Origin of the sequence: Vreelandella populi (assembly GCF_003989825.1) — a bacterium.
In the GTDB taxonomy this organism is placed as follows: Bacteria; Pseudomonadota; Gammaproteobacteria; order Pseudomonadales; family Halomonadaceae; genus Vreelandella; species Vreelandella populi.
The window spans coordinates 319,604-330,716 of sequence record NZ_RZHE01000004.1 but is presented as its reverse complement, the minus strand read 5'-3'; the positions used below and the strand labels follow the sequence as shown (position 1 = coordinate 330,716).

Below are 11,113 nucleotides of genomic sequence, written 5' to 3'. Positions count from 1 at the left end.
AGTTACGCCTGACGACCATAGCGAGCGTGAACCACCTGATCCCTTGCCGAACTCAGTAGTGAAACCGCTTAGCGCCGATGGTAGTGTGGGGTCTCCCCATGCGAGAGTAGGTCATCGTCAGGCACTTATTAAGAAAAGCCCCGAGCACACTGTGTTCGGGGCTTTTTGTTTGGACGAACAAATTAAATAGCGCTGGATAAATGCTATGATGCGTCCCCAATGAGTACATTAGGCGACTTTGGCTTAATGTGTTGGGCGCAAATGAGGTGAAATGGTGAGTGAAACGGTACCTACGTCGTGGCTAGTCTACTGCCGTCCGGGTTTTGAAAATGATGCATTGGCAGAAATGCAGCATCATGCCAACCGCCACGACGTGCCCTGCAATCCCGCTTATGGGGAAGGATGGGTGAGCCTTATGCGAACAGACGACGAACCCATTAATGATCTACATCGGCAAGCGGCCTTCAATAAGTTGATTTTTGCCCGTCAAAGTCTTGCCGCCTTGCCTGCGCTTACCCTATCGCGAGATGATCGTCTTACCGCGATTCTCGAGCAGGTAAAAGCCAGCCGTTGGAGCTTTGAAGAAATCTGGCATGAAACGCCCGATACCAATGATGGCAAAGCGTTGGCTGGGCTGATTAAAGCGCTTACCAAACCGCTGCAAAGCATGTTGAAGAAACGTGGTGCACTGCGGGGCAAAGCCGGTGCGCGGCGGTTGCATATCTTCTGGACCGATGGTGATCGTGTTCAGCTGGGGATGAGTTTTCCGGGTAACCGTAGTGAATTACTGAACGGGATTCGCCGGTTGCGCTTCCCAACGCGTGCGCCAAGCCGTTCTACGCTTAAGCTTGAAGAGGCATGGCACGAATTTATTCCGCGTGAAGAGTGGGACGATCGCCTGAGTGACCATATGCAGGCGGCAGATCTAGGGGCAGCACCTGGCGGCTGGACGTGGCAATTGGTGCAACGTGGCATGTACGTATATGCCATCGATAATGGGCCAATGGATAAGCAGTTAATGTCGACCGGCCAGATCGATCATCTAAAAGAAGATGGGTTTACCTGGGAGCCGCCTCAACGGCTGGATTGGTTAGTATGCGATATCGTAGACAAGCCCGTCCGCGTTTTGGCAATGGTAGAGCGCTGGCTAACCCGTAAATGGTGCCGGGAAGCCATTTTTAATCTGAAGCTGCCCATGAAAAAGCGGTGGGATGAAGTAATGCGCTGCCTGACGAGCCTGGAAGATGCGCTTGAAAATGCTGGTGTGCGCGCCAAAATAACGTGCAGGCATCTTTATCATGATCGTGAAGAAGTAACCGTACACGTTAGATTGGCACACTAAAAGATCAGTAGCCAGCTTCGTAGATTTGGATGGTTTCGTCTTCAGTTAATAACGGTAAGATACGTTGCATGGCACTGGCACGTGCTTCACTGGCGTGCCACTCTTTCCAGGCGCGTAAGTCGCGCCATTTGGTAATCATCAAGCGACGATCGGTATGCCCAAGCCGTACCAGCGTTTCACCGCCAATGAAGCCTCTGATGCCTAAAGAAATACGCATCGCTTCGCGTGCGGCAAGTTCATACTCATCTTCGAGGCCGGGCATAATACGTCGTTCGATGATAACTTTAATCATGCTATCTATTTCCTAAACCGAGAATATGAATGGCTGACACTACTGACGCCTTACCTCACCACGATACTCTGCTGGATACTAGTGGGCTGTATTGCCCTGAGCCCATCATGCTAATGCATAACAAGGTGCGCGATATGCGCTCTGGCCAGGTTCTCAAGGTCGTTGCAACTGATCCGGCGACCACCCGCGATGTACCCAAATTTTGCCAATTCCTGGGGCATGAGCTTATTCAACAGAGCGAGTTAGCCGACAGCTATGTTTACTTTATACGTTTAGCTTAATGTTGTAGAGCCTGCGTTTGGCTAAAGTCGACTAATAGAGTATCGCCTCACGCAGGTTTCATTCTGGTAAACCAGTATTGTGGCTAGCAACTCATTCGCTGGGCACCACCATCATGGCGAGCGCCTCAAGGGTGGCAGGATCTTCTTCCAGAATACGATTGGCAATATGGCGCTGAAAGAAATATATGCTTTTGTGGCAGGAGCGAGCGCTATAAAGACATTTGTCGCCAAGTAGAATTGGCGTCATTGTGGCCTTTTCTTCATCAGCTAGCAGGGCATCAATCGATCCATCGCTATATAAACGCCACCCGTATACCGGTTTCATCTGCCAAGGCGCGTTGGGATGGTTCATGCAAAGTGCATGTGTACCTAGCGTATCGGGGAGTTGTTGAATAAGCGTTACTTCACCAGAGGCTTCGTACTCAAAGTAATCGGCGGCGGCGGTTAGCTCATAGTATTTATGATCAGGCGGCGTGTCGAAAATCTCTTCTGTTTCCGGGTCGCGATAGCCAATAAAATAGCCATTATCCTGGCTATTCACGTCATGACAAGCGGTCAGGGTTTCCATCCACGGTACCAACCCAACAACATTACCATCTTCTCGTAACCCCCAGGCCAGAATTGGCATACCGTAATAAGTATCGGGGCTCGCAGCGAGCCGGTACACCATTTCGAGTCCATCTAGCTCGGGGGCTAAACGAACCAAGTGTTTTTGCGCCTGCTGACGCTGACGCATGGCGTCCAGGTCGATGACCTGGGCAGAGCGGGGTGACTGGGATGTGCCCATAATGTCCCTCCTTGTGCTGCGTGGTCATGACATTGGCAAATAGTGAATAATGCCTGCTGCATAGTTCACCAATAGCACAGGTTGCCCGCAAGGTTAAGAGGTTGGCGAATTTTTAATTGCCTGTACAAGCTGGGTGCTCTTGCCTAAGTGCTTCATGAGCTGCTTTAGCTTCAAGAAATTGCTGCCATGGGGCCTGTTGACTATCAAGTGAAAGCCAACGCGCTTGGTAAGCGCGAACTGCCTCGGGTGGTTCAACAGGCTGGCTGGTAATTAACCTGTTTATGACCGTCAGCCACTTGTGGGCGCTATGCTCGAAGTCGTCAAGCTCGCTGCTACTATTCCAGGCAGACAGACAGGTTTCAGCTGCAGCCTCATGGGCGGCTAGGTAGCCACTGGCTTCATTCAAACGCTGGGTAGCCAGCTGTAAGGTGCGCAGTATTTCAGCGGTTAGCGGGCGCTTGTAAAGATTTTTAAGGTGATTTTCCAGGCGAGAAGAGTCCTGCTTCCATGCTTGGCTGAACTGGGCATCTACCATCTGCTGTAAATAGTTTGCAGCGGCGAGCGACTGGTCCATATCTGGAACGTGACGAAAATCCTGGGCGTAGCTTGCTCGAGAAAAGCTCTTGACCCACTCCTCGGAATCAAAAATCGCGTTCCAGCTAACGGCAGGCAGCTGTGCGGTTTTCAGCTGCATCAACTGCTCAAAGCGCTCGCGATTTTCAGGGCTTAGGCTATCCGGAATGCCGCTGTTCCAACAGGCATTCAAACGCTGCCACAGCTCGCGTTCATAAAGCCAGTGCTGGCTGGGCGGGGCAACACGGCCCAGTTGATTGTTGCGCGCGGCAATCAGGGAGGTAATCTGACATTCGCGCAGCGCATAGATATTGAGCATGCCATCGCGTGTTTCTGCCACGGGGATAAGTCTTTCACGCTGCTCTGGGAATGCGCCAATATTCTCAATGTCGGCGCGCTCAATTAGCGATGAAGAGAAGTCTTCTGACAGCTGCTGATGATACGCAATCCAGGGCTGTTCGGCGTTATTTCCTCGGCAGCCAGCTAACAGCATGCTTGTACTGAGCGTAAACAAACCCAGCGCCCTCATTGCGTAAGGCATCTATTACTCCTGTCGACTAATCCATTTTAAACGCCAACCGAGTAGAACTGTTGCAGTGCTTAATCCGGCAATCAAACCGATCCAGTACCCGTGAACCCCGAGCGGTTCAGACACACCGTTGATGCCATGAGTTCCCAGCCAATGCCCGCCGCCCAGACCCACGATCCAATAGGAAAGTACGGTAATAACCATCACGATGCGGGTGTCCTTATAGCCTCGTAGAGCGCCAGCCAGGTTTACCTGAAGCGAATCGGACAGCTGGAAGATAACCGCTAACGCCACGATGGAAAGCGCGAGCGCCTGTATCTCTGAGTTCGAGGTATACAGGGCAATCACCGGCTTTGCCGTTATCCACAAAAAGAGACTGTTGAAGGCCGCAATGAGCACACTTACCACGACGCCATTCCACGCGACCTGACGGGCCAGGAACGGGCGATGCCGGCCCAATGTATTACCTACGCGAACTGTCAGCGCCATGCTTAATGAAAGCGGCAACATAAACAAAATAGAGGTGTAGCTTAGCGCGATTTGGTGAGCCCCTACGGTTACCTCTCCTAAGCTTGCGATAAATAAGGCGATTAAAGTGAAAAGGGTAACCTCAACAAAAATGGCCACGCCAATCGGCATACCCACAAAGATAAGTTCTTTAATGCCTACCAGCTGTGGAGGAGTAAAGCGATGCCATAGAGACACGTTTTTATAAGCACGTCCACGGCGGGTATACAGGAGCATGGTGAACATCATGGTCCACATGGAGATAGCGGTCGCGATACCGCAGCCAAAGGCGCCCATAGCCGGAATTTGCTGCAGGCTATCAGGCACGCCGCTGCCCAGCAGGCCAACCAGTCCATCGCCGCCGTAAATCAGCAAATAGTTAGCTGGAATATTCACAAGAAGGCCAATGACACTGATCCACAGCGATGGCCGCGTATGATTCATGCCATCCGAAAAAGCACGTAATGCCTGAAAAAGCGCAATACCGGGCATGCCGAACGCCACAGCGGAAAGATAGGCCGCTGAATCCTGAGCAACTTGAGCCGGTACATCCATTAATTCGAAAATGGGCATGACGCTGGTTCTAAGCAGAATCGCGGCGATAATGCCCAGTACTAAAGCTACCCATAATCCCTGATGTACTGCTGGGCGAATGGCATCGTTGCGCTGCCCGCCGAGATGATACGCCACAATCGGCGTAAGCCCCATGAGTGTACCCGTCATGAAGAGCATCAGCGGTGCCCATAAGCTTGTACCCACGGATACCGCTGCCAGCGACGTAGCGTTAAAGCGTCCCGTCATCATGACATCGACTACCCCCATGCCCGCCTGGGCGAGCTGCGCGCCACAAATGGGCAGCGCCAAGGCAATCAAGGCACGAGTTTCGGGCCAATAAGTGGTTTTGATGTCGTTAGCAAAGCGGGCCAAGGAAAGGCTCTCCATCAGTAAAGTAAGCTGTAAAACGCCGCTAGATTAGCAGGACTCGCTGGTTTTTGCCGTTTAGACTTCAGCCTACCTAACGAGGGCCGTTATACTAGGCAAAAAGGGCTTAAATAACGAGGATATTGTGGTTCACACACAAGACAAGTGGTTGCTTGAAGACATTACGGCACTCTTTGATGGCATTTTTATGCCGCGCTACCAAACCCGGTTAGTGCGCGGTAAGGATGAACCCCTTTATCAGCCTGTTGATGAACAAACGCCTTATCATCAAATCATCTTTGCGCGGGGGTTTTACGCCAGCGCCCTGCATGAAATCAGCCACTGGTGTATTGCAGGTACCAAGCGCCGTCAGCTGGAAGACTATGGCTACTGGTATTTGCCCGATGGGCGCAATGCCCAGGAGCAAAGCGCTTTTGAGCAAGCCGAAATTTCCCCTCAGGCGTTGGAATCACTGTTTGCTGAAGCGTGTGGGCGTACCTTTCATGTCAGCGTGGACAACCTGGGGGGCGATGTTGAAGTGGATCGTGCCGCATTTGCCGAGAAGGTAAACGCTCGCAAGCAGCGTTATTTGCGAGAAGGCCTGCCCACGCGCGCCAACGCCCTTTACGTGGCGTTGACGTCGTTTTATCAGCGTAAAGAGTCACTTGCCGCTGCGATTGCCCAAGGCCAGACGGTCTTGGAGCAAGCGCCTGTGGCTGTTAATGCTTAATCCGTATCGGTCAAACGCTGGTGCAAGGAAAGCATGACTTCAAGCTCATGCTCTGGGCGCATGGGTTCCAGGCCCAGCTCGCTGAAGGTCTCGCGTCGCTGGCGATGCCATTCGCCCGGCTCAAGAGAAGGGTAGAGCACCGGGGCAGGGGCTAGCTCGACAAATGGGTCCAGCCCATAAGTATCAAACAGCCTTGCAAGTGCGGCTTCTTCATCGCCGTTATCACTTGTGTAAAGCGTTGCCGAAAAGTGGTCGTTCTCGAGCTCGCGAATTACCTCAAGAGGGCTAACACCCAGGCTCTCAAGCTCCTCGATGCTATAAGCGCCCATGGCATTGGTATCTTCCTTGATCCAGCTGTCGTCTGGTTGAATCAAGGTTTCCTTTACGCGCCCATCGGGCAGTGACCAAGCAATGGCGAGGGGAAGGCCGTCGTCTTCGCCCGTTTCAATGGCAATAAATCCTGGGTAATCAGCCACGCTCGTACTCCTTTCAAGATTCTGTGGGCAGGCGGAAAAAACGCTGTGCAGTTCGTGTCGTGGCACTGCCTAGTTCAGCTTCGCTGATGCCGCGCCACTGGGCAATTTCTTTTACGATCCACGGTAGAAGTGCTGGCTCATGGCGGCGCCCCTTTAGCTTAGCTGGCAGGTTGCGTGGCAGCAGGTAAGGGCAGTCGGTTTCCACCATCAACCGCTCCAGCGGAATATCTTTAACCAATGGGCGCAAATGATGGCCGCGACGCTCGTCGCAAATCCAGCCGGTCAGGCCAATATGCATATCCAGATCAAGATAGCCGTGCAGCGTATCGCGGTCAGCGGTAAAACAGTGCACGACAGCGTCGCTAATATCATCGCGCCAGACGGTGAGTATCTCGCGCATTCGCACGCCTGCATCACGCTCGTGTAAAAAAAGCGGCAGACCACTTTCCACGGCCAGCGCCAGCTGCGCTTCAAACGCATGCTCCTGCTCGGCTGGCGTGGAAAAGTTGCGATTAAAATCCAGCCCGCACTCGCCCACGGCAACGACCTGGGGTAACGCATGCAGTGCCTTCATCTTGAGCGCCAGTTCGGCATTCCAGCCGCTTGCATCGTGCGGATGAACGCCCGCCGTTGCATACAAGCCTGGGTATTGCTTTGCAAGGTTTACCGCCTGCTCGGCATGGGCCAAGTCCGTGCCGGTCACGATCAGTGTTTTGACCTGTGCGGCCTGAGCGCGCGTAATGACATCACCAAGATCGCGATCAAAGCTTTCGTGCGTCAAATTAGCGCCAATATCCACCAGCGGCGAGGCCGAATGAAACTGAAGCGCTTCAGGTAAAACGTTATCAGCAGTTGATGAAGCCAAACATCACCCCTTAATCGGAATGGCAAAACGCTATTGTACCGCCAAGCGCAAGCAGCTACTAACAAGCGGTGTAGATATGAAAGGATCATACGGTTAGAGGGCGCATGCGTTACACTGTGCGCCTCACGATTAAGGAGGACACCGCGTGACCCTGTTACGACTCGAACAGCTGCAACTCGCCTACGGCACCCATGTACTGCTCAATCGCGCTGACCTGACAGTTGAAAAAGGCGAGCGGCTGGCGCTGGTCGGGCGCAACGGCACCGGCAAGTCCACCCTGCTGAAACTGGTAGCTGGGGATATCCTCCCTGATGACGGCTCCATTTGGCGTGCACCGGGTCTGAAAATCGGTGTCTTGGCGCAGGAACTGCCTGAATCATCGGGCATGACGATTTTTGATATGGTGGCCCAGGGGTTGCCGGAGGCAGGCGAGCTGCTCTCAGAATACGATCATTTGATCAATGATCCCGACCCCGACATGGACCGCATGGCAACCCTGCAAACGCGGCTGGAAGCTATCGATGGCTGGTCGTTTCATCAGCGTATCGACACAGTGCTTACTCGCCTTGGTTTGCCGCCCGCCGCTGAGATGAACTCACTTTCCGGTGGCTGGCGTCGTCGTGTGGCGTTGGCTCGCGCATTAGTCTCCGAGCCGGATTTGTTATTGCTCGATGAGCCGACCAACCACCTGGATCTAGACACGATTGCCTGGCTTGAAGAACAGCTGTTGGCGTTTAACGGCGCGGTGCTGCTGATTACCCACGACCGAGCATTTCTATCCAAGCTGGCGACCAATATTCTGGAACTGGATCGTGGCCAGCTGGGTCGCTATCCCGGTAAGTACGAAGAGTATCAGGCCCGCAAGCAACATGAGCTTGAAGTCGAAGCGCGGGAGAACGCCGAGTTTGATAAAAAGCTGGCGCAGGAAGAGGCCTGGATACGTCAAGGTGTCAAGGCGCGGCGTACCCGTAATGAGGGCCGCGTTCGCGCACTTGAAGCCATGCGTAACGAGCGCAGCCAGCGACGCGAGCGCCAAGGCACAGCTAACCTGACGGTGGATCGCGGTGAGCGTACCGGCAAGCGGGTCGTTGAACTTAAAGGAGTTACCCAGCGGTTTGGCAATGACGTGATTCTGGACAACGTCAACCTTGAAGTCATGCGGGGTGATCGTATCGGCTTTTTGGGGCGTAACGGGGCGGGCAAGACGACGCTATTGAAAATTTTGCTTGGCCAACTTGAGCCAACCGAAGGTGGCGTACAGCTGGGCACCAACCTCAAAGTGGCCTACTTCGACCAGCTTCGTGCCGGACTGGAGCTGGAAAAAACGGTTTATGACAACGTGGCTCAGGGCAGCGACCGGGTAAGCGTTGGCGGCAAGGACCGCCATGTGATGAGCTACCTGCAAGACTTCCTGTTTACCCCTGAACGTGTGCGACAGCCGGTGAAAGCGCTCTCGGGTGGTGAGTCCAATCGTTTGCTGTTGGCCAAGCTGTTTACCCAGCCGGCCAATGTGTTGGTACTCGATGAGCCGACCAACGATCTGGATATGGAAACCCTGGAGCTGCTTGAAGAGCTGCTGCTCGACTTTGACGGCACGCTGCTGCTGGTTTCTCACGACCGAACCTTCATGGATAACGTAGTGACCAGCATGCTGGCCTTTGAAGGTGAAGGTAAGGTACGGGAGTATGTAGGCGGCTATACCGATTGGATTCGTCAAGGGGGTACGCTTCCACCGGCGCCTTGGGAAGGGGCGGCAAGGCAGAAAACCGAACCCACTTCGCAGGCGCCCAAGCAGGTAGCCGAAACACCCGCGGCCATGCCGGTTAAAAAGACGGCCAAGCTGTCTTATAAATTGCAGCGCGAGCTGGATGCACTACCCGGTGAAATTGAGCGTCTGGAAAGCGAAGTAGAAGCGCTTGAGCAGGAGATTGGCGATCCAGCTTTTTATCAGCAAGACACCTCGACGGTGACGGCCAAACTGCAGGCGTTAGAAGGCGTTCAACACACGCTGGAAGCCACTATGGAGCGCTGGATGGAACTTGAAGCCATGGCTGCGGGTGATTGAGAGCAAAATGCAAACAAGGCGCCATCAGGCGCCTTGTTTAGTAAGAGTTATCAGTGCGTAAAGCGGTTACTCAACGCTTTTTTCGCCTTTATTGCCCACCCGAACCGCCAGCACATCGCACTGGGCACCGTGTAATACGCCAGTGGAAGTAGAACCCAAAAGCAGAGCAAACCCATGGCGGCCATGCGAGCCCACCACGATTAAATCAACGTTATGTTCGCTGGCAAAGCGATGGATTTCAGTATCTGGCATACCGACCACAACATGCTGATCTGCAAGGGCTATATGAGGGGCTGCAATTTCAGCTAGGCGCGACTTGGCGTGATCATCAAGCTGGTCCTGGATGCTGGTAAGGTCCATCGGGATATCCCCGCCGTAGGCAAAGCCAAGCGGCTCAAGGGTATGCATGATCGAAATCTTGGCACCGTTATTACGCTCAGCAATAGCAATGGCACGCTCCAGAATCTTGTGTGAGTCCTTGGTGAGGTCAACGGCGACCAGAATATGGTGGTAGCTCATGACATGTCTCCTCAGCAGTGAGTAACAAGAGAAACTTCTTGTTTAATAATTATTACTTTAGGTGGCGTATCTTGTATTCACAACGATCTACGTCATGGTTTTACGAATTACCTGTTTAGTGTGGCTTAAGTGAGGTTGAACTAGCAATGGAATGGTTAATTATTGGCTTCGTCTTGATGTTCGTCATGGCGCCGGTCATGTGGTTAAAACCCAGCCCGCGCCAGAAGCGTCAAGGAACTCTGCGCGCCAGAGCCGCCGATGAAGGCGCGAGCGTGAAGCTCGAAAAGCCACCGCTGCACCATTTCAAGGGCACCATGCCGGCCTACCGATGGTATTACCCTCAAGAAGCCCCAGGCCCAGATTTCCTGTTAGTACGTGATAGCCATGCAAGCAGTGCCTTGGATACCTACTGTGCTGGCTGGCGCTGGCGTATTGCACCGCTTAGGCCACTGCCCGAGTCAGCCGCACAAATGTTGCAAGAGCTTTTGGAGCGACTGCCTCAGGATGCGCTGGTGGTAGAGTCAACGCCAAACGGATTGACGTTATGGTGGTGGGAATCGCAAACGGCTGAGCGCTTTAGCGTCTACGCAGCAGCTTTCAATCAACTGCGTAGCACGCTGGGTGGGTTAGCTGATCAATCGATCAAAACATCGACTAGTTCGAAGAAAGGAGACGTTTCGTCACCCAATCAGGCAGGTGAGCGTTAAACCGTGTTCAGCCAGCCGGTTATTCGACCGGCGTTTCCTGGTCCCGGGCTTGAATGGCAAGCCCATTGGATTCAATCAAGGATAACCATTCGTCCAATTGCTCAATATTTTCGGGACTGAGGCCTGCAAACATCTCGGCACGTGCTTCCTGGGCAACGCTATCAATTTTCTCAAGAAGCGGCATGGCCGCAGGCATCAGGTAAATACGTTTACTGCGGCGGTCATTATCGCAGGCGCGACGCTCAACCAAGCCCTGTTCTTCAAGCTGGCCAAGCGTGCGCACAAGCGAAGGCGCTTCTACGCCAATCACTCGGGCCAAGTCGCACTGCGGATGACCTTCGCCCAGACGCCAGATGTGATAAAGCGTGACCCAGCGGGTTTGAGTAAGCCCCAGTGGGGCCAGCCTTCGGTCCAGAATTGAGCGCCACAAATGCGGCAGGCGTGCTAAACGAAAACCAATCGATGAAGCCATGGGCAACTCGCTGCTAAAAGGGGAAGTACGTGAATTGTCATTAGCTA

The 11,113-nt window shown here is 53.4% G+C and carries 13 protein-coding genes and 1 rRNA gene; 6 read left to right on the top strand and 8 right to left on the bottom strand.

Annotated features, from left to right (window positions below):
• Positions 1-7 precede the first annotated feature (7 nt).
• Positions 8-123: ribosomal RNA gene (rrf, locus tag ELY25_RS04700) — 5S ribosomal RNA — on the top strand.
• A 148-nt stretch (positions 124-271) separates the two neighbouring features.
• On the top strand, positions 272-1,342 hold the full coding sequence (rlmM, locus tag ELY25_RS04695; protein ID WP_126950117.1) for a 23S rRNA (cytidine(2498)-2'-O)-methyltransferase RlmM: 1,071 nt from the start codon (positions 272-274) through the stop codon (positions 1,340-1,342).
• A gap of 4 nt (positions 1,343-1,346) precedes the next feature.
• Here the strand turns inward: rlmM and ELY25_RS04690 are convergent, their stop codons facing one another.
• On the bottom strand, positions 1,347-1,634 hold the full coding sequence (locus ELY25_RS04690; protein WP_126950116.1) for an antibiotic biosynthesis monooxygenase family protein: 288 nt from the start codon (positions 1,632-1,634) through the stop codon (positions 1,347-1,349).
• A 29-nt stretch (positions 1,635-1,663) separates the two neighbouring features.
• On the opposite strand from ELY25_RS04690, the gene tusA reads away from it, so the two are divergent.
• Complete coding sequence (gene tusA, locus ELY25_RS04685) at positions 1,664-1,915, top strand: sulfurtransferase TusA (RefSeq protein ID WP_126950115.1); 252 nt, start codon at positions 1,664-1,666, stop codon at positions 1,913-1,915.
• A 91-nt stretch (positions 1,916-2,006) separates the two neighbouring features.
• Here the strand turns inward: tusA and ELY25_RS04680 are convergent, their stop codons facing one another.
• From ELY25_RS04680 to ELY25_RS04670, 3 genes are all read right to left on the bottom strand, one after another.
• Positions 2,007-2,702 (bottom strand): hypothetical protein, encoded by a 696-nt coding sequence (locus ELY25_RS04680; RefSeq protein WP_126950114.1) that lies wholly within the window; start codon positions 2,700-2,702, stop codon positions 2,007-2,009.
• A 112-nt stretch (positions 2,703-2,814) separates the two neighbouring features.
• Positions 2,815-3,816, bottom strand: a complete 1,002-nt coding sequence (locus ELY25_RS04675; protein ID WP_236995645.1) for a DUF3080 family protein — start codon at positions 3,814-3,816, stop codon at positions 2,815-2,817.
• Positions 3,817-3,819: 3 nt separating this feature from the next.
• Positions 3,820-5,253, bottom strand: a complete 1,434-nt coding sequence (locus ELY25_RS04670; RefSeq protein WP_422822367.1) for an MATE family efflux transporter — start codon at positions 5,251-5,253, stop codon at positions 3,820-3,822.
• Between the two features lie 124 nt (positions 5,254-5,377).
• Between ELY25_RS04670 and ELY25_RS04665 the strand changes: the two genes are divergently transcribed.
• Positions 5,378-5,962, top strand: a complete 585-nt coding sequence (locus ELY25_RS04665; RefSeq protein WP_126950112.1) for an elongation factor P hydroxylase — start codon at positions 5,378-5,380, stop codon at positions 5,960-5,962.
• Here ELY25_RS04665 and ELY25_RS04660 read toward each other — a convergent pair.
• Both ELY25_RS04660 and ELY25_RS04655 read right to left on the bottom strand, forming a co-directional pair.
• Positions 5,959-6,438, bottom strand: coding sequence for a hypothetical protein (locus ELY25_RS04660; protein ID WP_018917523.1), 480 nt, complete (start codon positions 6,436-6,438; stop codon positions 5,959-5,961). The genes ELY25_RS04665 and ELY25_RS04660 overlap by 4 nt on opposite strands.
• A 13-nt stretch (positions 6,439-6,451) precedes the next feature.
• Positions 6,452-7,303, bottom strand: a complete 852-nt coding sequence (locus ELY25_RS04655) for a TatD family hydrolase (RefSeq protein ID WP_126950111.1) — start codon at positions 7,301-7,303, stop codon at positions 6,452-6,454.
• 145 nt (positions 7,304-7,448) lie between these two features.
• Between ELY25_RS04655 and ELY25_RS04650 the strand changes: the two genes are divergently transcribed.
• On the top strand, positions 7,449-9,368 hold the full coding sequence (locus ELY25_RS04650; RefSeq protein ID WP_126950110.1) for an ATP-binding cassette domain-containing protein: 1,920 nt from the start codon (positions 7,449-7,451) through the stop codon (positions 9,366-9,368).
• Positions 9,369-9,434: 66 nt separating this feature from the next.
• On the opposite strand, the gene ELY25_RS04645 is transcribed toward ELY25_RS04650, so the two are convergent.
• Positions 9,435-9,887: a universal stress protein gene (locus tag ELY25_RS04645; RefSeq protein ID WP_126950109.1), complete on the bottom strand. Its 453-nt coding sequence runs from the start codon at positions 9,885-9,887 to the stop codon at positions 9,435-9,437.
• 146 nt (positions 9,888-10,033) lie between these two features.
• Here ELY25_RS04645 and ELY25_RS04640 point away from each other — a divergent pair, with 146 nt between their 5' ends.
• Positions 10,034-10,594: a preprotein translocase subunit YajC gene (locus ELY25_RS04640; RefSeq protein WP_126950108.1), complete on the top strand. Its 561-nt coding sequence runs from the start codon at positions 10,034-10,036 to the stop codon at positions 10,592-10,594.
• A 19-nt stretch (positions 10,595-10,613) separates the two neighbouring features.
• Here the strand turns inward: ELY25_RS04640 and slyA are convergent, their stop codons facing one another.
• Positions 10,614-11,066, bottom strand: a complete 453-nt coding sequence (slyA, locus tag ELY25_RS04635) for a transcriptional regulator SlyA (RefSeq protein ID WP_126950107.1) — start codon at positions 11,064-11,066, stop codon at positions 10,614-10,616.
• Between the last annotated feature and the right edge of the window lie 47 nt (positions 11,067-11,113).

Coding starts and splice junctions, on each gene's coding strand:
- ELY25_RS04690 (WP_126950116.1), bottom strand. CDS start 1,634: ATGATTAAAGTTATCATCGAACGACGTATTATGCCCGGCCTCGAAGAT.
- rlmM (WP_126950117.1), top strand. CDS start 272: ATGGTGAGTGAAACGGTACCTACGTCGTGGCTAGTCTACTGCCGTCCG.
- slyA (WP_126950107.1), bottom strand. CDS start 11,066: ATGGCTTCATCGATTGGTTTTCGTTTAGCACGCCTGCCGCATTTGTGG.
- tusA (WP_126950115.1), top strand. CDS start 1,664: ATGGCTGACACTACTGACGCCTTACCTCACCACGATACTCTGCTGGAT.
- ELY25_RS04680 (WP_126950114.1), bottom strand. CDS start 2,702: ATGGGCACATCCCAGTCACCCCGCTCTGCCCAGGTCATCGACCTGGAC.
- ELY25_RS04670 (WP_422822367.1), bottom strand. CDS start 5,253: ATGGAGAGCCTTTCCTTGGCCCGCTTTGCTAACGACATCAAAACCACT.
- ELY25_RS04675 (WP_236995645.1), bottom strand. CDS start 3,816: ATGCCTTACGCAATGAGGGCGCTGGGTTTGTTTACGCTCAGTACAAGC.
- ELY25_RS04645 (WP_126950109.1), bottom strand. CDS start 9,887: ATGAGCTACCACCATATTCTGGTCGCCGTTGACCTCACCAAGGACTCA.
- ELY25_RS04640 (WP_126950108.1), top strand. CDS start 10,034: ATGGAATGGTTAATTATTGGCTTCGTCTTGATGTTCGTCATGGCGCCG.